Origin of the sequence: Psychromonas sp. L1A2 (assembly GCF_009828855.1) — a bacterium.
GTDB lineage: Bacteria > Pseudomonadota > Gammaproteobacteria > Enterobacterales > Psychromonadaceae > Psychromonas.
The window spans coordinates 1227166-1248809 of sequence record NZ_WUAG01000001.1 but is presented as its reverse complement, the minus strand read 5'-3'; the positions used below and the strand labels follow the sequence as shown (position 1 = coordinate 1248809).

The 21644-nt window shown below is 36.0% G+C and carries 21 protein-coding genes; 4 read left to right on the top strand and 17 right to left on the bottom strand.

Going from position 1 to position 21644, the window contains the following annotated elements; genetic code table 11:
* Positions 1-34: 34 nt before the first annotated feature.
* From hisS to GQR59_RS05455, 8 genes are all read right to left on the bottom strand, one after another.
* The gene (gene hisS, locus GQR59_RS05490) at positions 35-1312 is read right to left on the bottom strand and encodes a histidine--tRNA ligase (protein WP_160061040.1); all 1278 of its coding nucleotides are present in this window, start codon (positions 1310-1312) and stop codon (positions 35-37) included.
* 296 nt (positions 1313-1608) lie between these two features.
* Entirely contained in the window at positions 1609-2718 is a 1110-nt protein-coding gene (gene ispG, locus GQR59_RS05485; RefSeq protein ID WP_160061039.1) for a flavodoxin-dependent (E)-4-hydroxy-3-methylbut-2-enyl-diphosphate synthase, read from the bottom strand.
* A gap of 238 nt (positions 2719-2956) precedes the next feature.
* Complete coding sequence (locus GQR59_RS05480; protein WP_160061038.1) at positions 2957-3610, bottom strand: helix-turn-helix domain-containing protein; 654 nt, start codon at positions 3608-3610, stop codon at positions 2957-2959.
* Positions 3603-4385 (bottom strand): type IV pilus biogenesis/stability protein PilW, encoded by a 783-nt coding sequence (gene pilW, locus GQR59_RS05475; RefSeq protein ID WP_160061037.1) that lies wholly within the window; start codon positions 4383-4385, stop codon positions 3603-3605. The genes GQR59_RS05480 and pilW overlap by 8 nt, the downstream gene beginning before the upstream one ends.
* 143 nt (positions 4386-4528) lie before the next feature.
* Positions 4529-5647 (bottom strand): bifunctional tRNA (adenosine(37)-C2)-methyltransferase TrmG/ribosomal RNA large subunit methyltransferase RlmN, encoded by a 1119-nt coding sequence (locus tag GQR59_RS05470; RefSeq protein WP_160061036.1) that lies wholly within the window; start codon positions 5645-5647, stop codon positions 4529-4531.
* A gap of 550 nt (positions 5648-6197) precedes the next feature.
* Positions 6198-6428 carry a FeoC-like transcriptional regulator gene (locus GQR59_RS05465; protein WP_160061035.1) on the bottom strand — a complete coding sequence of 77 codons (231 nt, stop codon included), beginning with the start codon at positions 6426-6428 and terminating at the stop codon, positions 6198-6200.
* 10 nt (positions 6429-6438) lie between these two features.
* Positions 6439-8772 (bottom strand): Fe(2+) transporter permease subunit FeoB, encoded by a 2334-nt coding sequence (gene feoB, locus GQR59_RS05460; protein WP_160061034.1) that lies wholly within the window; start codon positions 8770-8772, stop codon positions 6439-6441.
* 1 nt (position 8773) lies between these two features.
* A complete protein-coding gene (locus GQR59_RS05455) occupies positions 8774-8998 on the bottom strand; it encodes a FeoA family protein (protein WP_160061033.1) in 225 nt (74 codons plus the stop codon).
* A 256-nt stretch (positions 8999-9254) separates the two neighbouring features.
* Here GQR59_RS05455 and yciH point away from each other — a divergent pair, with 256 nt between their 5' ends.
* Positions 9255-9581, top strand: a complete 327-nt coding sequence (gene yciH / locus GQR59_RS05450; RefSeq protein ID WP_160061032.1) for a stress response translation initiation inhibitor YciH — start codon at positions 9255-9257, stop codon at positions 9579-9581.
* A 261-nt stretch (positions 9582-9842) separates the two neighbouring features.
* Here yciH and GQR59_RS05445 read toward each other — a convergent pair whose 3' ends face one another.
* The 4 genes from GQR59_RS05445 to coaE all read right to left on the bottom strand — a co-directional run bounded on the left by GQR59_RS05445 (position 9843) and on the right by coaE (position 11926).
* Positions 9843-10187 (bottom strand): HopJ type III effector protein, encoded by a 345-nt coding sequence (locus GQR59_RS05445; RefSeq protein WP_160062438.1) that lies wholly within the window; start codon positions 10185-10187, stop codon positions 9843-9845.
* Between the two features lie 91 nt (positions 10188-10278).
* A complete protein-coding gene (yacG, locus tag GQR59_RS05440) occupies positions 10279-10473 on the bottom strand; it encodes a DNA gyrase inhibitor YacG (RefSeq protein ID WP_028869794.1) in 195 nt (64 codons plus the stop codon).
* A 52-nt stretch (positions 10474-10525) separates the two neighbouring features.
* Positions 10526-11257 (bottom strand): cell division protein ZapD, encoded by a 732-nt coding sequence (gene zapD / locus GQR59_RS05435; RefSeq protein WP_160061031.1) that lies wholly within the window; start codon positions 11255-11257, stop codon positions 10526-10528.
* Between the two features lie 69 nt (positions 11258-11326).
* Positions 11327-11926 carry a dephospho-CoA kinase gene (gene coaE / locus GQR59_RS05430; protein WP_160061030.1) on the bottom strand — a complete coding sequence of 200 codons (600 nt, stop codon included), beginning with the start codon at positions 11924-11926 and terminating at the stop codon, positions 11327-11329.
* A gap of 162 nt (positions 11927-12088) precedes the next feature.
* Here coaE and nadC point away from each other — a divergent pair, with 162 nt between their 5' ends.
* Positions 12089-12943: a carboxylating nicotinate-nucleotide diphosphorylase gene (nadC, locus tag GQR59_RS05425; RefSeq protein WP_160061029.1), complete on the top strand. Its 855-nt coding sequence runs from the start codon at positions 12089-12091 to the stop codon at positions 12941-12943.
* Positions 12944-13090: 147 nt separating this feature from the next.
* Complete coding sequence (locus GQR59_RS05420) at positions 13091-13984, top strand: DNA ligase (protein WP_160061028.1); 894 nt, start codon at positions 13091-13093, stop codon at positions 13982-13984.
* Here the strand turns inward: GQR59_RS05420 and mutT are convergent.
* The 3 genes from mutT to GQR59_RS05405 form a co-directional block, all read right to left on the bottom strand.
* On the bottom strand, positions 13968-14351 hold the full coding sequence (gene mutT, locus GQR59_RS05415; RefSeq protein WP_160061027.1) for an 8-oxo-dGTP diphosphatase MutT: 384 nt from the start codon (positions 14349-14351) through the stop codon (positions 13968-13970). The genes GQR59_RS05420 and mutT overlap by 17 nt on opposite strands.
* 99 nt (positions 14352-14450) lie before the next feature.
* Positions 14451-17177, bottom strand: a complete 2727-nt coding sequence (secA, locus tag GQR59_RS05410) for a preprotein translocase subunit SecA (RefSeq protein WP_160061026.1) — start codon at positions 17175-17177, stop codon at positions 14451-14453.
* Positions 17178-17217: 40 nt separating this feature from the next.
* Positions 17218-18069, bottom strand: coding sequence for a M23 family metallopeptidase (locus tag GQR59_RS05405; protein WP_236546665.1), 852 nt, complete (start codon positions 18067-18069; stop codon positions 17218-17220).
* Positions 18070-18129: 60 nt separating this feature from the next.
* On the opposite strand from GQR59_RS05405, the gene GQR59_RS05400 reads away from it, so the two are divergent.
* Positions 18130-18663: a DciA family protein gene (locus tag GQR59_RS05400; protein WP_236546664.1), complete on the top strand. Its 534-nt coding sequence runs from the start codon at positions 18130-18132 to the stop codon at positions 18661-18663.
* Positions 18664-19347: 684 nt separating this feature from the next.
* On the opposite strand, the gene lpxC is transcribed toward GQR59_RS05400, so the two are convergent.
* On the bottom strand, positions 19348-20277 hold the full coding sequence (gene lpxC, locus GQR59_RS05395) for a UDP-3-O-acyl-N-acetylglucosamine deacetylase (protein ID WP_160061023.1): 930 nt from the start codon (positions 20275-20277) through the stop codon (positions 19348-19350).
* 86 nt (positions 20278-20363) lie between these two features.
* The gene (gene ftsZ / locus GQR59_RS05390) at positions 20364-21581 is read right to left on the bottom strand and encodes a cell division protein FtsZ (RefSeq protein WP_201288070.1); all 1218 of its coding nucleotides are present in this window, start codon (positions 21579-21581) and stop codon (positions 20364-20366) included.
* Positions 21582-21644: the final 63 nt, after the last annotated feature.

The window sequence follows — 21644 nt, the reverse complement described above, 5'->3', positions numbered from 1 at the left end:
GTTCCTTACTTAATCTATTTTTTGATGAGTATTCTTATGCAAAGTAGGTAGGTAATACCTTAACTAAGCTGTCAATTGCAACGGTTTGTTGCTCTGAATTTCCATGTAAGTCTTTAATTGTGACACAGCCACTCTCTAACTCACTTTCACCTATAATTAAGGCAACTGAAGCGCCACTTTTATCGGCACGTTTCATTTGTTTTTTAAAGTTACCAGCACCACAGTGATGCATCATTTTTAAATGCGGTAGTTGGTCACGAATCAGCTCAGATGCTTTAAATCCTGCAACATCTGTCCCTTCACCAACTAAAATACTGTAAATATCAACATCACCTTTAACATCGTCGTTCAATTCTAAAGTTTCAAGCATTAAAATAATACGCTCTAAACCCATTGCGAAACCAACAGCCGGTGTTGCTTTACCACCAAGTTGTTCAACCAAACCATCATAACGTCCACCAGCACAAATAGTACCCTGTGAACCTAAGCTCGATGTGACCCACTCAAATACAGTGCGATTGTAATAGTCTAAACCACGAACAATACGTTCATTAATCACATATTTAATGCCTGCAGCATCTAAATAAGCTTGAACTTTTGCAAAGTGTGCAGCTGTTTCGTCACCAAAATAATCAGATAGTTTCGGTGCATCTTCTAAGATTGCTTGAACTGCTTCATTTTTACTGTCTAAAACACGTAATGGATTAGTTAACATACGACGTTTACTGTCATCGTCTAACTTATCTTCATGCAATTGTAAAAACTCAACTAACTTAGCTTTATAAGCATTACGCTCTTCATTACTACCTAGTGAATTCAATTGCAGTTCAACATGATCTTGAATGCCTAATGCTTTCCACAAACGAGCTGATAATAAAATAACTTCTGCATCGATATCTGCACTGGCAATACCAAATGTTTCAATCCCAACTTGATGGAATTGACGGTAACGCCCTTTTTGAGGACGTTCATGTCGGAACATAGGTCCGATGTACCACATTCTACGTTCTTGGTTATAAAGTAAACCATGCTCGTTACCTGCACGTACACATGATGCAGTACCTTCAGGACGTAAGGTTAAACTATCACCGTTACGATCTTCAAAAGTGTACATTTCTTTTTCAACGATATCAGTTACTTCACCAATTGATCGTTTAAATAGATGCGTGCTTTCTACGATTGGCATACGAATTTCAGAATAGCCATAACTGCTAACTGTTTGTCTAATTAACGATTCTAATTTCTGCCAAACTGGGGTTTGCTCAGGAAGGGTATCGTTCATACCACGAATAGCTTGTATCTTCTTTGCCACAATGATTTCCGAATTCTGTCGATGAATAAAAATACATTCAAGATGTATTGATAATAAAATTGAGATTCATTATAAGGAAGTTTGTGGCTAGATGGAACAATGCAACTCAGCTTTGCTTGTTTTAAGGCTAATAAAAAGCCCAAATATCAAAAACATTTGGGCTTATTTAGTGTTTTAGGTTAAAGCAGTCATTAACTTCTACTTTAATGCATCATTAAACGTTCATTTAATGACGTTCAATCTAAAACTGTATTTAGTTCAGTCATTGAGTATTCAAACTCAAATCAGTCTAAAAGTTACCCTTTTACAATAATTTGGCTTTGATCGCTACGACTGATACGCGCACGAATTTTTGCTTCTAGCTGATCAATTACATTGTCATTATCAAAACGATCTCGTTGACGCGTACCGTCTTCATAAAAACCACTTTTATTTTTACCACCAGTAATACCAATATCGGACACTAATGCTTCACCAGGACCATTTACCACACAACCAATAATTGAAACATCCATTGGCATCACTACATCTTCTAGACGTTCTTCTAATGCATTGACCGTTGCAATCACATCAAACTCTTGACGTGAACAGGTTGGACAAGCAATAAAGTTAATTCCACGGCTACGGATGCGCAGTGATTTTAAAATATCAAACCCAACTTTAATCTCCTCAACGGGATCTGCAGCCAATGAAACACGTAATGTATCGCCAATACCTTGTGATAATAACAAACCCAAACCGACAGCTGATTTAACACTACCACTACGTAAACCACCCGCTTCAGTGATCCCTAAGTGTAATGGTTGAATGATTTGTTTTGCTAGTAACTGGTAAGATTCTACGGCTAATAATGCATCAGATGCTTTCACACTGACTTTAAACTGTTCAAAGTTTAAACGGTCTAATATATCCACATGTCGTAATGCTGAATCAACTAAGGCTTGTGCCGTTGGTTCGCCATATTTTTCTTGAATATCAGCTTCTAATGAACCACCATTAACGCCAATTCGAATAGGAATATTATTGTGTCGAGCACAATCAACTACACTACGAATTCGTTGTTCATTACCAATATTACCTGGGTTAATACGTAAACAATCCACACCGTATTCTGCTACTTTTAATGCAATACGGTAATCAAAATGAATATCGGCAATGAGAGGAATGTTGCATTGTTTTTTAATTTCACGAAATGCTTCTGCAGCATTCATAGTCGGTACTGATATACGCACCATATCTGCACCAACCGCTTCTAAACGTTTGATTTGTGCAACCGTCGCGGCAACATCGGTGGTTAAAGTATTGGTCATTGATTGAACGGTAATTGGCGCACCGCCACCCACAGGGACATTTCCCACCATAATCTGTTTAGACTCGCGGCGTATAATCGAAGAGGTATGGCTCATTATATTTACTCTTAAAAGTTAAAGGTTATTACGCTATTTGATAAATCAATCGTTTAATAAAACTAGAGCCTTAGTAAATATAGGTTCTAGCAGGTCTAGCGTTCTGATAAGTCGGGTAACATTCACTATTTAAACTAACCATTATATTAAAATGCTTAACTTAATTTAGCTTACAATTTTCATTGAATGATTTAATTTTAAGTTAAATTAATAAGTCTCTGCAAGTGTTAACCCGTTATTAAAGTGTTGCATCAGCTTCAGATGTTGCTTCTGTCGATAGCGGTTCTTCTTCACTATCAACAGCCTGACTTTCGACTGATGAAGTCTCTGTCGCTTGCTCAGCCGCTAACTCGTTGTCTTCAGCATAGGTATCGATAAAACTATTTTCGCCAGGTTCAGGTAAGCGCATATGTATATTTTCAGTATCAACAACCGTCTGAGAAAATAATGAAGCAGAAACACTTTCCCAATAATAAATAGTACTCGTAATACAACCAACAAGAAGCAATAAAACAAACCATGCAAATTTATTCGATGATTGTTTTTTATTAGTCAGAATGTAAGGGTTGCTTAATGTATTTACTGATTTACCTGGACTACTTAATTGTTGATATTCTGGGAATGATTCAAGGTTTGGTAAACGTACTGCTTTACTAAAGTTAGCTAAGTAACCTCGTAAATAAATAACTGGATGAACTTCATCTTCAATCAATTGTGCAAGGTCATTTTCAAGTCCTTCAATGACAGTTGTTTTTAGATTAAGTTTTAGTGCGATTTCCTCAACGGACAAATTAGCCGCTAAGCGATGTTTTTTTAGGGCTTTGTCAAGCGTCATTTTATGTTCCGTTGTAGGCATATCATGTTCTGTTATAGGCATAGTTTGCTCAGTCATAGTATTTATTCGTTAAGTAATTTAAGGCTTGCTCTGATTCAGGGAACTTTTGTAAAAGTTGAGTCGAATAGCGAGATAAACTGCTCTCCTTTCCTGTAGCATAACTCAAACGAATCCATTGCCATAAACTTTCAGCCGTAGGTTTTGAATCTTTTTGAAAAGCAAATAAGTTAAGGACAGCGGCTTGGTAATTTTTTTCAGTAATATTTAGCTTTGCTAATGATAAGTTTATTTCATTACTGTTAGGGCTATGCGATAAAGCATAACCATAATAGAAAATAGCTTTGTCATTATGATTGGCTTTTTCAGCACAAATAGCGGCATTAGCATAAGACCGAGCAACACGCGTGTAGTTCGGAGCAGAGATAGCTTTTAAGAAATATTCTTCAGCTTTAACGTATTCACTTTGACCACATAAAAAAGTAGCGTAGTTATGGTTAGTATCGCCGTTGTCAGGATCTAATGATAGGGACTCTTTGTAGAATTTCTCCGCTTTATCATTTTCATTCACTTTCTCGTAGTAATAGGCAAATATACGGTGAACTTTAGCGCTATCAGGTTGGTATTTTAGTGCGGTATCGAGGTTTTCTTTTGCTTGCTGCATTTGTTTGTTTTCTAGATAAAGCAACGCTAACTTAATGCGCGTATCAGCAGCACCTTTAGGATCAAAGGCCATTTTTTTGCCACCAGGACTATTAACAGTGGTGGTCGTTTCGGTCGAGACACAAGCTGAGATAAAAAAGACAGATATTAAAGCTACAAATATAAAACGCATACATTCCTCATAAACTAAAAGCCGTACAGGAAACTTCTTTAAGTATCCTATTGTGAAGTAACTTGAGACTTGATGCATGCTTTTTTTAACTGTTCTTGAACTTTACTCTTAAAGCACAAGAACAGTTTTAAGTTTTAACTTAATTAGTTCTGTTGAACGCTGATATTTTCACCATGTTGACGTTTATTCATAGTGCGTTTTGTACGGTCAATAACATCCCCTACCAACTGACCACAAGCAGCATCAATATCATCACCACGTGTTTTACGTACAATAACAGTGTAACCATATTCCATTAACACTTTATTGAATCGGTCTACACGACTATTACTTGGTTTAGTATAATCATTACCCGGGAACGGATTAAAGGGTATTAAGTTAATTTTACACGGTGTATCTTTTAATAGATGTGCTAATTCATGTGCTTGATCTGTTGAATCATTAACATGATCTAATAATAAATACTCAATAGTCACTTTGCCACGGTTAGCATTTGATTTACTAATATAACGTTTTACACCCGCTAAGAAATCAGCAATATTATATTTATCATTGATTGGCATCATTTTCGAGCGTAGTTCGTCATTTGGTGCATGTAATGAAATAGCTAAAGCCACGTCAATTTTATCACCTAGGATATCTAAAGCAGGCACAACACCCGATGTTGATAACGTTACACGACGTTTAGACAGTGCATAACCTAAATCATCTAACATTAACTCCATTGCAGGAACCACATTATTTAGATTTAATAAAGGTTCACCCATTCCCATCATTACAACATTAGTAATAGGTCGCGTTCCACTTTCTCCCATCACACCAATGATTTTAGCAGCACGCCATACTTGGCCAATAATTTCAGAGACGGTTAGGTTACGGTTAAAGCCTTGTTGAGCTGTTGAACAAAAATCACAAGCTAAAGCACAACCTACTTGTGAAGATACACATAAAGTTGCGCGCTCTTTTTCTGGGATATAAACAGTTTCAACTTCTTGATTACCTACCGTCATCGCCCACTTAATAGTGCCATCTTCACTGCGTTGCTCAACTTTTATTTCAGGTGCCACTATTTCTGCACGCTGCTTAAGCTTTTCTCGTAGGCCTTTGTTGAGATCAGTCATTTGATCAAAGTCTTCACAGCCAAAATGGTAAATCCATTTCATGACCTGTTTAGTACGAAATGGTTTCTCACCCATTTCAGTGAAAAAATCTTGCAAACCTTGACGGTTTAAATCTAACAGGTTTACTTTTTTCTGACTCATTAATGCCTCGACTAGACTGATTCGGTATAAATTGGGTGTGGATTGTACATATTATGAGTAGACGATGCTAGTCACAAATTTGAACTAAAAAAATACCTGAGCAAGTAATTACATCAGGTATTTGTTGTTTAAGGATATTTTCAGCTATAAGACGATTTAAGGATCAATAATAGTTTATTTAATGAGCTATTTCATTACCTATACTCGTTACCGTTCAGGTACTTTTCTCAGTCGTTAGCTTGAACTCTAAATGAAGGTACAACATGATGACAATGGCGAGCCCTTATCGAAGGTTACAACGCAGAGATGGTTTTCAAACTAACGATCCAGAGGGCAAAGGCTGAAGCAAACATCTTCGTTGTTAAAAAGTGTCGACTTAACCCCGTTAGCTCTTCCTCTTTCTAGTTAGCATCTGTTCATTTCACCGCTTGCTGAATGTTGCACCTTGAATGGTAACGGGTATATAAGTAGCTAAAATTTAATAACGATGTAATTTATTATTTTTCACTTTTAATCCGAGACTTACAACAAACCATTGATAACGAACGGTTTATAATAAGGTCGTCATCGGTATGACTTGATTCTCCTGCCAACTATAAAAAACTTGAGCCGTTAATCGATCACCACGACTGCTTACTGTTTTTTGTACATGTCCAGAACGAATAAGAATTTCGATCATAGGAGCAAGGCCATTTTGCTTTAAATGGAATTGTTTTAATACAGTCGCTTCATCTACATGTTGTTGTTTTTGTATGTAAGCAGATAAACGTTTTAATATCATTTCCACCTTCCTAGATTAATTTATGTTCAGTGCTAATAGACACATCAGCTAATAAATTACCTCTATGCTTTAACTTATACAGCACGGTCATAATAATTAATAATCCTGATAGCAAGTAAGCCAGACTGTTCATTGGGTGAAGTGAAAAAGTGGCAACTTGGTAGTAAGCAACTGACACAATATAAGCAATAGCCGTTGACCATATCGCCACAAACCGAGCCCAATTTACTCCTACTTCTCTGACAATTGCCCCCATCGCCGCTGCACAAGGCGCGTATAAAAGAATAAACAATAAATAAGCAAAGGCGGCTTCTTGGCTAATGAAAGCTTGCTTAATATTACTGTAGATAGTTAAGTCTACGCCCTGTTCTTCTGCTGCACTTTCTAAATTAGTCAGATCTCCAACATTGATACCCAATGGATCGGCAATATCAATCCCCATTAGGTTTTCAGGAATAGTTGCTATCGCCGCGTTAAGTTTACCCAATAAAGTAATCTCTATTTCGTCTTCACTATCAATACTTGAATATAGATTATTAAGCGTGCCGACAACGGCTTCCTTAGCAAAAATACCGGTCACTATACCAACCGTTGCTGGCCAGTTATCATTGTTAATGCCCAATGGCGATAATATCGGCGTAATAATTTGAGCGCCTTGGCTGAGTAACGAGCTATCACTATCTTGATGACCAAAGCTGCCATCGATACCTACTGAATTAACAACATTTAAAATAGTGACTACTAAGACAATGGTTTGACCCGCTCCAAATACAAAACCTTTCAGTTTTTGCCAAGTTTTAATTAAGGTACTTTTAATGGTTGGAATTTCGTAGTCCGGTATTTCTAAAAACATATTTTCGCTTTTGCCAGGCAAGATGGTTCTACTCAATACATACCCAGTCAATACAGCGACCAAAATACCAATCAAATACAATAAAAAGACGATATTTTGTCCTTGTTCAGGGAAAAAAGCACTAGCAAATAAAGCATAGACAGGTAAACGTGCACCACATGACATAAAGGGAGACATAATTACGGTTAACAAACGTTCACGCTCTTTTTCTAAGGTTCTTGCCGCCATCACTGCTGGTACAGTACACCCAAAACCAACAATCATAGGGACAAAAGATTTTCCTGGTAAACCGATGAATTGCATTAAACGGTCAATAACAAAAGCGGCCCTTGCAAGGTATCCAGAACTTTCTAACATAGCTAAAAATAGATATAAGCAAGCAATCACAGGTATGAATGTCATTACGGTTTGAATGCCATTACCGACTCCATAAGCCAGTACATTAATAATCCATTCAGGTGCATTAATAACACCTAACCAATGGGCCGTTTCATCTACAAAAATAGCGCCCGATGCGATATCAAAGAAGTCAATAAAAGCACTACCAATGTTAATGGCAAACATGAACATCAAGTACATAACTAACAGAAAAACAGGAATACCCGTATAACGATTTAAGGTAATGGTATCGATTTTTTCAGATAACGTTTTACTCAAGTGGCGTTTTTCTCTGACCGCTTGTTGCGTTAATGCATAAATGAAGGTGTAGCGAACGTCTGCTATCTGCAAATCCAAATCAATCGATAATGAATTTTTAAGGTGATTGATGGTGTGTTTATCCTCACTATTAAACTCTGAGAGAATAGATTGGTCCCCTTCAATACATTTTATCGCTAAGGCATTTTTATTTAACTGTATGAGGTTATTAAATGATTTTTCAGGTTTATCGGATGATTGTATTAGCTTATCAAGTAGTTGTGAGGTTTCATTAATAACTGGTTGTAATTCATTGCCATAATCAAGTATAAGTTGATTGTTTAAATTGGCTAAATCTAGACTAGTGAAGGTACGTATTAGTTTATTTACGGCTTGTTGATCATGGGCTGACAAACAAATGATAGGACAACCTAACTGCTTACTTAATGTGTTTACGTTAATCACTAAATGTTGTTTATCCGCAAGGTCCATTTTATTTAAGACCATCACAACAGGTAAACCCAGTTCTAATAATTGTAACGTTAGATATAAGCTCCTTTCTAAACAACTTGCATCAATAATATTCAATACAATATCAGGTTGATTTTGCATGATATATTCAAATGCAATGCGTTCATCCAATGAAGTACCTAGTTGATCGTTATCAAGATTATAGATACCCGGTAAGTCGATTATTTTAACGTTTTTCCCGTTATCTAAAGTAAAATGCCCGGTCTTTTTCTCAACGGTAACACCACTCCAGTTTCCAACACGTTGATGGCCACCAGTAAGTGCATTAAATAAGGTTGTTTTACCTGAATTTGGGTTGCCAATCGTTGCAATATTTAAGGTCATATCAACACTCCACTATGATTTGCTTAGCAATGCTTTTACGCAAAGCAATAGAGCTATTAGCACAGCGAATTGCAATAGGGTCTCCTAGCGGTGCAACGCGTAATAGTTGTATTTTAGCTTTAGGTAAAAAACCAAGATTAAGTAATTTTTTACGCATCACAGGTTCAATGCCATTAATGTTAATAATGCTGGCGGTTTGACCTACTTTTAATTCTGACAATATCATGATTGACCCTTACTATTTTTCGTTCAAAAAATACGTTTATTCTTTGAACCTGCTAACGCTATAACAAGCAAGTTAATACAAACCATTATCATTAACAACCAATAAACAGAGCGAGCAACAGGTATAAACAAGTCCTTTGTTTTAGATCAATTTAGTCGGGTCAACTCCTCTATTTAAGAAGAAGTTTTGGCTGTGTTTTACATCTGTAATAGGAACAGGTATAAACTAGATGAGAAATTAATTGGTGGAAATAATTATGGATTTTGGTGAATTAAATTTAGTCTACTCTACAGATGGTGGAAAAGTAGAAAAGACAAAACAGAAACAAAAAGCACCTGAGAGTGATGGCGTTATCCGCTTGCATCGAGAGACTAAAGGTCGTAAAGGTAAAGGTGTGACTTTAATTAAAGGCTTACAGCTAGATGAGAAAGCGATTAAAGCGTTAGCTAAAGAAATTAAAAAGCGAACTGGTTGTGGCGGTACAGTAAAAGACTTCGTCATTGAGATACAAACAGACCAACGTGAAATTATTAAAACAGTATTAGAAAAACAAGGCTACCAAGTTAAGTTAGCTGGCGGTTAGATTACTTTTTTAAAGCGTATAAAAAACCCGATGTTTTAAGCATCGGGTTACATTTTATTCGTTTAGGTGAGATAACGTTATGTAGTTTTGAGACTGTAATAAAAACAGTCTCTACTTATGATCTGAATCCAAGTATCTTATTAACATGATCTATTAACACTACCTACTAACATAACCTACTAACATAGCTGAATGCTACTAACATAGCTGAATGACCTACCCTACTTAAACGTATATTTACTACCGGTTACTTGTTAACAATTATTTGCTAACTAAAGGTGCAGAATCAAAACTAATACCAGACCAACCATTAATCATAAACTGACGAATATTTTGATGATCCCTTGCATCAGGGTTTCCTAAGACATCATTACGGTAATAGATGCCAAAACAAGCTAACGTTTGCTGTTCAGTTAATCCATTTAATTGTGCAAACGAAAAAATCTTACATGAGCCTGAGTTTTCTCCTGCAGCATTACTTTGTTGACCATTAGTGAAAGCTGTTTCACTAAACGTGTAATTTGCTTCAATGACAGCCATTGTGTCAGTAAATTCAATTGTCTCTGGTTGTGTATTTAATTTTGTTAAAAAATCACTTAGTAGCATCATACTTCCTTATATTTTTATCTTATTTTATCTATCTGTTTTATGTCTATTTTTAATACCAATGTTTTTATTAGCGCTTTCAACTAAGTTATTAATCTTCTTCAAAATAAATTGTTTTATTTTGCGGTAAATTCTCTGGGCTAACAGACTCACCTTTGATGCGTTTTTCTTCATCAGCCCATTCACCTAAATCAATTAACTGACAACGTTTACAACAAAATGGGCGATACAAGCTCTGTTTATCCCAGACAACTTGTTTTTGACAAGTTGGACAATTAACCTTCATTTATTTTCCTTACCTTTAACAATATTTAACATTTTGATTGTCTATAGACGTTTTAACAAAAAGTCTGTTCGAATTCAATATTCTCAGCTTGGCTATTTTCAGCATTAGCATTCATAAACCTGACAGAGTAGCGATGTTTATGCCCAGAGATCATAGGGTAAGCTTGTAAAGCAGGATCAACACTCAAAATAATAAATAACGCATGCTCTACTTCACCTTGGAAGAAACCATTTTTAGCTTGCTGTGTCGATTTAATACCTTGATGACGTTTCATTTTCAAAAATAAAGATAATGCCCGATCTAAAACAGTAAAGTATTCAAACCATTGTTTAGTGTCTGTTCTTTTTAATTCAATCGGTTGTGATAACCAGAAATGAAACTGCGGTAGGTCAAAGTTACAACATCCACCAGGGATGAAAAATCGCTGTTTTAAAGAAGTTAAAAAACGGCTATCTTTAAAAAATTTAAGTTGTTTAGACATCACTAATAAAGCACTGATTAATTCACTAATTTCTACCATTAATGCTTTAATCGCTTCAGTATCAGCTTGCTCACTGTTTAACCATGATTGCATTTCTTCTAATAGTGAACGCAAGTCTTTAATTAAATCGTGTCGAATATCACTGCGATCACTTAATTCAATTAACTCAAATAAAGACTTAAAATAAGTAACGGCATCACTCTCATTATCTAGTGAAATGCTTTGTTTAATTTGTAGAAAAAGAGATTCAAAACGTAGATAACTACGGCTCTTTTCTGTTAAGGGGTATTCAAAGGCGATCATAAGGCTGTCTATTTATTTTATAAAAAAGTAAGGTTACATTAAGGAGTCTTTACTAAACAATCAAAAAGCCTACTTTTGTATAGATAAAAACTGTAAATGTAACATTTTAACTTGCTGCTTCAATACAACAAGGTCTGTGCAGTTATTATCAATAATATAATCAGCTTGTTGTAGCCTAAGCTCTCTACTGATTTGTGCATCCATAATAGCTTGAATTTGGGTTATTGAATTACTATCTCGTTGCGTTGCACGCTCGATTTGCAAAGCCTCAGTAACATCAACGACCAATGTGTAATCAGTATACTTTGTTAACTGATTTTCTAATAGCAAAGGCGCTTCTAATATCACGTATTTACTTTGTGCTTGTTCAAGTTGTTTCAACAAAGTATCACGGATAATAGGATGCAACAATTCATTCAACCACTGCTTTTTTGTCTCAGATTTAAAGATGATATTTCTAAGCTTCGCTCTATCTAATTCACCGTTAATATCTACGACCTCTTTGCCAAAATAAAGTTCAATTTTAGCTAAGGCTGGTTGTCCAGGTTCTACTACTTCTCGAGCTACTTTATCAGCGTCAACGACGTCAATACCTAAAGCAATAAACTCTTTTGCGACAGTTGATTTTCCACTCCCGATTCCCCCTGTTAAACCAATTATTAAACGCATCTTATTTTCACTTCTTATTTTTACTTTTAGTGTTAAGGCTTATTAAATCTTTTAATCTGACCCAGAGCATCTTATTTTATAAGAGTTAAGCATTTAGATCATTGGTATTCAAAGATCATTAAGGTAATATTTGATTTTTTTACCGCTGTCTGGAAATTTACCATGATTGAACAAGAAATTGCACAAAGTGTTACCTTAGCTTTAAATGAAGACTTAAATGGATTGTCTGCTGCAGAAGGTGATATCACCGCTAATTTAATACCAGAAGATAAACGTTCAAAAGCAACAGTTATTACACGTGATGATGCAGTTTTCTGTGGTAAAGCATGGACTGATGAAGTGTTCCGTCAATTAGGCAATTCAGTCACTATTACTTGGCATGTAAAAGATGGCGATTATGTCCTTGCAAATAGCCCTTTATTTACACTTGAAGGTTCAGCAAGAATATTGTTAACAGGCGAACGTACTGCACTCAACTTTATTCAAACGCTTTCAGGTATTGCGACAACAACCAAATATTACTCAGATTTAATCGCAACCACTGAGTGTAAATTATTAGACACACGAAAAACCTTACCTGGTTTACGTAATGCTTCTAAATATGCAGTGACATGTGGTGGTGGTTTTAATCATCGTATCGGTTTATATGACGCTTACTTAATTAAAGAAAATCATATTATGGCCTGTGGTGGTATCAAACAAGCGATTGAAGCAGCTAATCAACAACATCCAGAGCGTTGGGTAGAAGTTGAGGTAGAAAGCATTGATGAGCTTAACCAAGCACTAAATGCAGGTGCACAACGTGTGATGTTAGATAACTTTAGTATTCCGATGATGTTAGAAGCAGTTGCCATTAATAAAAGTAATCCTCAGCAAGCCGATTTAGAAGTATCAGGTAATGTCGATAATACAACGATATTAAGTTACGCAGAAACGGGGGTTGATTATATTTCTGTTGGCGCATTAACTAAACACGTACATGCTATCGATTTATCGATGCGTTTTATTCAACACTAAAATACGATCTACCCAATAGAACCTGTAAATAATTTGCTGGTAAGCAAACATTATTGTATTTAAATAGTCTCACTTTTTTAAAAACTTCCTACACTTATTACTTGAATTAAAAAAATATTTATATTTTGCCAAGTGTAGGAGCTTTTTATGACGTCATTATTTACCTTTCAAAAAATCGTCTTTTCTCATCTGAAAAATAGTCAATTTACTTACTACCTATTTAACTGCATTGCAATATTAATGCTTTCGATTTCTGCCGCTATTGCTAAACCTCCTCCCATTCAGCTTGCTACCAATTATCGACAAGATATCGATGTTACACAATATTATGTCAGTGAAAAGTTAGATGGCATTCGTGCTTATTGGGATGGACATCAACTCATTTCCAAACAGGGAAATGTATTTACAGCGCCAACATGGTTTATTAAATCATTCCCAGCGACCAAAATGGATGGGGAACTATGGATCGCAAGACAGCAGTTTGAAAAAGTGTCGGGCATTGTGCGTACTCAAGATAATCAAAATGAGCATTGGAAACAGGTTAAATTTATGATTTTTGATCTGCCTGAAAGTACAGCCTCTTTTGAACAGCGTATTAACAAAATGCAAGGCATAGTCACTGAAGCTACTAGCCCTTATTTACAAATGATTAAACAACAAAAACTACCCAATACAGAAGCGTTATTTGATTTGCTAAATAACGTAGTAATGGGACAAGGTGAAGGTTTAATGCTTCATCATCAAAATGCCCTTTATCAAACAAAGCGAAATCGTGACTTAATGAAGCTAAAGAAGTTTGAAGATGCTGAAGCAACTGTTATTGCTTACATACCAGGAAAAGGTAAATATGAAGGTTTATTAGGTTCAATTCTAGTAAAAAATAAAGAGGGAGTCACCTTTAAGATAGGATCTGGATTTAGTGATCAGGAGAGAAATAATCCGCCTGCTATCGGCAGTGTTATTACTTATCGCTTTACGGGTAAAACAAACAATAATATCCCTCGTTTTGCATCATTTGTCCGTGTTAGAGTAATTTATTAATCACCGTTAAATTAGCTTTAGGGAAATCATATTGGCTTAGTTCGGCAGCAGAGACCCATTTAATTTGTTGTCCTTCAAGAGAAGTTGCTTCGCCTTGATAATCTGTGACTAAATAAAAGTTTAAATGTAAATGCACCTCATCATATTGAAAACTTAACGAATCAAATAAACTGTACTTGGTTGCCGTCAAGCCAACCTCTTCCTCTAACTCTCGTAACATTGCCACTTCAAGCGCTTCACCTTGTTCTACTTTACCACCAGGAAACTCCCATTTACCAGCGAGATGCTGGCCTTTTTGACGACGAGATATCAATAGTTTTTTATGCTCATTCTGCACTATAGCGATACTAATTATTTGCTCTGGCATTGTTGCTCCTTTTTTATTTTTAAAGCAATAAAAAAGGTGGTCTTCAATGAAGTACCACCTTTTATTTGTTAAAGAGGATTAAACTTCCTTAACGAGATGTTAGCCTAATTTACCATGACATTGCTTGAACTTTTTACCTGAACCACATGGGCAAGGTTCATTACGTCCTACTTTTTTATCTTGGCGGATAAACGTATCAGATGACTCATCTTCTGCTTCAGTTTCAGCTTCTCCATCACCATTTACTTGTGCATGTTGATATTGAATATTAGCTTTTGCTTCATCTTCACGACGTTTTTCTTGAATCGCTTCAGCTTCTTCTCTACTTTGTATTTGTACTTTAGATAAAATACCTACGACATCTGCTTTTAAGTTTTCTAACATCGCGATAAACAACTCATATGATTCACGCTTGTACTCTTGTTTTGGATCTTTTTGTGCATAACCACGTAAATGTATACCTTGGCGTAGGTGATCCATTGCTGACAAATGCTCTTTCCAAAGCATATCAATTGTTTGCAACATGACAGACTTTTCAAAACCAGCAATAATAGACTCGCCTACTTGCTCTTTTTTGTCTTGATAAACTGCTTTTGCATGCTCAAGTATGTTTTCACGAATAGTTTCTTCTTGTAAATTAGCATCATCAACTAACCACTGTTGAACAGGTAATTCGATTAAGAAATCTTGTTTTAAACGGTTTTCTAAACCTTCTAAATCCCATTGTTCTGTTAATGAATGCAATGGTACATATCCATCGATACAAGCGTTGAATACATCATCCCAAATTTGTTCAATATTTTCAGTGATGTTTTCACTATCCATTATACCGTTACGTTGTTGGTAAACCACTTTACGTTGGTCATTAGCAACATCATCAAAGTCTAATAAAGATTTACGCATGTCAAAGTTACGCCCTTCAACTTTGCGTTGTGCGTTTTCAATCGCACGAGTTACCCAAGGATGCTCAATGGCTTCGCCATTTTCCATGCCTAATTTTTTCATCATATTAGACACTTTTTCTGAAGCAAAGATACGCATTAACGAATCTTCCATTGAAAGGTAGAAACGACTTTCACCAGCATCACCTTGACGACCAGCACGACCACGTAACTGGTTATCGATACGACGAGACTCATGGCGTTCGGTACCAACAATGTAAAGACCACCAGCAGCTAATACTGCGGCTTGATCTTCTTTCCAAGCAGCCGTTTCAGCGGCAATTTGCGCTTCAGTTAAATCACCTAATTTTTCAAGACGATTCTGTAAATTGCCGCCTAGTACGATATCAGTACCACGACCAGCCATGTTAGTGGCAATAGTCACTGAACCTAATGCACCAGCATGAGCAATAATATCAGCTTCTTTTTCATGAAACTTAGCATTTAACACGCTATGTTTGATTTTTGCTTTAGTCATTAACTCTGAAAGCAATTCAGAGCTTTCAATAGAAACGGTACCGACTAACACGGGCTGACGACGCTCTAATCGCGTGTTAATATCTTCAATAATTGCTTGGTATTTTTCAATTTCAGTTAAGTAAACTAAATCACCACCATCTTTACGTACCATAGGACGATTTGTTGGAATAACAATCGTTTCTAGACCATAAATAGACTGGAACTCAAAAGCTTCAGTATCAGCAGTACCTGTCATACCACCTAGTTTTTCATAAAGACGGAAGTAGTTCTGGAATGTAATTGAAGCCAGTGTTTGATTTTCATTTTGAATTTTAACCCCTTCTTTAGCTTCTACAGCTTGGTGTAAACCTTCAGACCAACGACGACCTGGCATTGTACGACCAGTATGTTCATCAACGATCACAACCTCACCTTCAGCAGTAACGATGTACTCAACGTCTTTTTCAAATAATGTGTGAGCACGTAATGCGGCGTTAACATGATGTAACAAACTGATGCTTGATGCAGCATATAAAGAAGTATGTTCTTCTAATAAACCACGTTCTTGTAGAATACGCTCAACTTTTTCTTGGCCACGTTCAGTTAGCAATACCTGCTTACTTTTTTCATCGACAGTGAAATCACCTTCACCAATGTACTCTTCAGTATCTTCTTTATCTTGTTTTGTTAACAATGGGATAATAGAATTTAATTTAGTATAAAGCGTTGCATCACCGTCAGTAGGTCCTGAGATGATCAATGGTGTTCTTGCTTCATCGATTAAGATTGAGTCAACTTCATCGACAATCGCAAAATGTACACCACGCATAACACGTTGAGAAGCTTCGAAAGCCATGTTGTCACGTAGGTAATCGAAACCAAATTCATTATTAGTGCCGTAAGTAATATCAGCAGCATAGGCAGCTCGTTTTTCTTCACCGTTCATGCCAGATAAATTGATACCAATTGTTAAACCTAAGTATTCAAATAGTTGTGCATTCCATTCAGCATCACGGCGCGCTAAATAATCATTCACGGTAATAACATGTACACCTTTACCGGTTAATGCATTTAAGTACGCCGGTAAGGTTGCAGTTAAAGTTTTACCTTCACCAGTACGCATCTCTGCGATTTTATTTTCATTTAAAACCATGCCGCCAATAAGCTGCACATCAAAATGACGCATACCAAAAACACGCTCAGATGCACTTCTAACTACAGCAAAAGCTTCAACTAAAATATCGTCAATCGTTTCACCATTGGCAAGACGTTCTTTAAAGTAAGCAGTTTTCGCTTTGAGTTCTTGCTCAGAAAGAGCCTGGATTTCAGGTTCTAGTTTGTTAATTTCATTAACAACTTTGCGCAGGTTTTTTAGATAACGGTCATTTCGACTGCCTATTATTTTTGTTATTATCGATGTGATCATTTGCTTTTCTCATTGTAAAAAGTCGGATAAAATTTGTAATTTAGCTTGGTAATCTTTGTATATAATAATTTGGATTTATTTGCCTGCCATCTTTAATAACTTCGTAATGGACATGCGGTCCTGTAGAGCGACCAGTTGTTCCCATCACGGCTATTTGTTGGCCTTTTTCAACAACATCACCAACTGAAACAACTAGTGACGATGCATGTGCATAACGAGTCTTAAAGCCGTTACCGTGATTAATTTCGACCAAAAATCCATAACCCGTTCTAGCTTCAGAAGTTGTTATCACCCCTGCTGCCGTAGCATTAATTGGCATACCAGTATAACCTGCGATATCCACTCCGTTATGACGACGTAAACGACCTGTAAACGGATCTGAACGAGTACCAAATGGAGAAGATATCCATGAGCTTTCATCGGGAACTGGGCGACCAGAAATAAACAGTTCATCAACTAGATGGAGGTTGTTTAACGTAATTTCAAGTTGTTGTAGTAGATTTTGACTCTTTTCATACTGATATGCGAGCTGTGAAACACTTTTATTTAAAATTGTTAGTTCTGGCGTCACAACTATAGCTGGATTATTGAGGGTGCTTGTTGGAATATCTTCTTTTGTATTTTGTTCAGTATTTTCATTTAATTCAAATTCAAACTCTTCTTTAGGGAAGTTTGATTTTTCAATAATACGTTCACCTAAGCTATTTAATTTGATACCTTGGGCTTGAAGTTGACCTACTTTTTCAGTTAATGACTGCAGTTGCAGGCTAGTCTGAGACTGCATAGATTGAAGATATTGTTGTTTAATGGCATTTCGTTCGTTCAGTGAATTTATTTTATGCTGTATTAACTGCTGATGATAATGAGACTGTAATAACCAAGCGCTGGTCATCAATAAAGCGACCGTTGATATACAGATGAAAATAAATGTCGATCTTGTTATAGAAAAACTATGTTTAATCTCATTCCTATTATAAATAACCGTTATACTCATAAACCTAATTCACTATTGATGGCTGTTATGACAACACATAAAAAACAACCTAAACCCATCTCATTATTACTGAAGAAAAATAATTTTCAGCAGAGCACATCATTGATTTCTAAATTGGATATAGTACTACAAAGGGTTTTAAAACAACACAACATCAGTGGCTGTCGTATAGGAAATGTTGAAAATGGGAGCTTGCTTATAGAAAGTCCAACCTCACTTTGGCTTCAACGTTTACAATTTATACGAAGCGACATATTAACGGAGTTACGTCAGCACCATTCCTCTTTAATCAGTATCAAAGTAAAGGTAAATCCAGAACTTGCTAAAGTAAGCCCTGCATTGATAAAAAAGAATAAACCGGTCAAAAAACGAGCTACAAAAATGAGTAAAGATATTGCAGATTCTTTTTTAGCATTAGCAGAGAATGCAGACCCAAAACTAAAAAAAGCATTACAATCACTAGCCAAATTTTCAACTAATAAAAGTGAATAAATAACTACTTATACCAATTACGTTAAATAAGCGTTCTAAATTTTGCGCAGGAAAATGACTTAGTTAACCTCAATTATGGTTAATAAAAGTGGAATTACATTTAAAATCATAAGGTACTATTTTTTACTAGTCAGTACAGTTAGTTTGCGTAGTTCAAGGCTAATTATTGAAGCAATGACCGATTATTGAGAGATAATACCAAAAGAATTAATAAGGTGATCATTCTTGCTGGTTAAAATCACCTCTAACTGCGTTGTGAGTTTTGAAGTGAGGACAACTATCTCCTACAACTCACGCCTTATTAGTGTTAATTTTTCCTGCGCAATCTCTGATCACTTATTTAATTCTATTGATATAATTTAACGCAGAGATCCCCGAAAATAGCGGTATTGTATCGCTTTTCTTATCCAGAACTGGGGTTAGTTAAGGCACAAATTAAGCGAAAGGTTTGTTCCCTTTACTAAATTGACAACGAAGAAATAAGTTATTTTAACAAGTAAGATAGATCAGTTAATTAGCGTGGTTGGTATTATATAAGCTTACATAACAAAGTTACTGCAGCCATGACTACTCACTTTAATAGACTATTTTAGAGCTAAAAAAAAACCACTTTATTTACATAAAGTGGTTTAGCTATTCTTTCATGTTGAATGCCTCTAAATAAACATCACAACTTAACAATCATTAAGCAGGTACAAATAATGGCTCAATGTATTGCACTGGAGACTCGCTAACAGGTTCTTCGAATGTCACCATTTCAAATGCTTCTGCATCAGCTAATAACGCACATAATAGTTTGTTATTTAATGCATGGCCTGTTTTAAATGCTTTTAAATGGCCTAAAATAGTAAAGCCTGATAAGTATAAATCACCGATAGCATCTAATACTTTATGTTTCACAAATTCGTCTTCGTAGCGTAAACCTTCAGGGTTTAATACACGGAATTCATCTAGACCAATAGCATTGTCTAAACTTGCTCCTAGCGCTAAATTATTTGATTGAAGGTATTCAACACTCTTCATGAATCCAAAAGTACGAGCGCGACTGATTTCTTTAACAAACAAGTCACCAGAAAATTGCATTTCAATGTGTTGGTTTTGACCTTCGAATACAGGATGATCAAAATCAATTTTAAAATCTAAGCTGAAACCATTGTTAGAAGGTTGTAATTCGGCCCACTTGCCTTCTTCTTCATCTTCAACTCGTATTGTTTTTTTAACACGAATGAATTTTTTAGCTGCATTTTGTTCTTCAATGCCTGCTGATTGTAATAAGAAAATAAAAGGACTTGCACTACCATCCATAATTGGAATTTCTGGCGCATCGACATCGATAATAATATTATCAACACCTAAACCAGCAAGTGCTGCTGATAAATGCTCAACAGTAGAAATCTTCTGCCCTTGATCATTAACTAAACAAGTACATAAAAGCGTTTCTTGCACCGCTTGAGCATGAGCTTTAAAAGTCACCACCGGATCAAGATCGATTCGACGATAAACAATACCTGAATTAACAGGTGCAGGGTGTAACTCGATAGTTACTTTATTCCCTGAATGTAAACCAATACCTGTTGATTTAACACTCTTCTTTAATGTTCTTTGTTTAATCATTAAATGATCTCCAATACAATGATATCTATTTCTAAGTATAACAGTTTGAGACCTAGATCACAAACCGTTATATTTTTATAGTTAATTTAATTATCTGCTTGACGTCTTAAGAAAGCAGGAATATCTAAATAACTCTCAGCATTTTTTTTATCTTTAACTTCAGCAATAGGTTCTACTATTTCAGGCTCAGCCTGAGTAGTGTCTTCAGATGTTTGAGTTTCTGCTTCTACATTATCAGTAGAATTATCGGCATTAACTGTTTTTTCTGCAGTATCACTGACACCTTTTGTCTTATTTAATGTTGGGTTTTTAACTACATTAAGTTCTGATTTACGTTCACCGATACCTGTTACGATAACTGTTACGTGTAATTCACCACTATCAAGTGTTGGATCAACGGTTACACCAATGATGTTTTGCGAATCTTCAGAAGCAAATTGTTTCAATGCATCACCGACTGTATGGTATTCATCCCAACTAAAGTCAATACCAGCAACAATATGTACCAATACGCCTCGTGCATCAGAAAGATCAACATCTTCTAATAATGGGCATGAAATAGCTTCTTCTACAGCTTCTTCAGCACGGTTTTCACCTGATGAAACACCAATTCCCATTACAGCCGTTGTACCCGCTTCAGTCATAACGGTACGAACGTCGGCGAAATCAATGTTAATGGTACTTTCTTCATTATTAATAATAGAAGAAAAACCAGAAACTGCATCATAAAGTACACTATTAGCAGCACGAAGTGCGTCTAAGAAAGTGATACCACGAGGTAATGACTTTTGTAATTTATCATTTGGAATAATTAATAAAGAATCAATATTTTCCGACAAACGAGCGATACCTTGGGTTGCGTAGTTCATACGCTTACGACCTTCGAACATAGAAGGTTTTGAAACAACACCAATAGTTAACGCGCCTTCTTCTTTAGCAATTTCAGCAACAACAGGACAAGCCCCTGTGCCTGTACCGCCGCCCATACCTGCAGCAATAAATACTACATCTGCGCCTGTAACAATTTCGCGAATTCGTTCTTTATCTTCAAGTGCCGATTTGTAACCAATTTCTGGATTTGCTCCAGCACCTAAACCATTGGTAATGTTGGCACCTAGTTGCAGTCGAATATCTGCTTTTGATGAACGTAATGCTTGAGCATCAGTATTCATTGCAATAAATTCAGCACCAGTTAAGCCTTTTTCGATCATATAATTGATCGCATTACCACCACCACCACCTATGCCAATAACTTTAATTACGGCTTGTGCTGAATGGTCTTCATCATCGATTATTTCAAACATTTGACTCTCTTCCACTCTATTAACTTCTTGTGACATCGTTTGTTACCACCCAATCCATGAAAC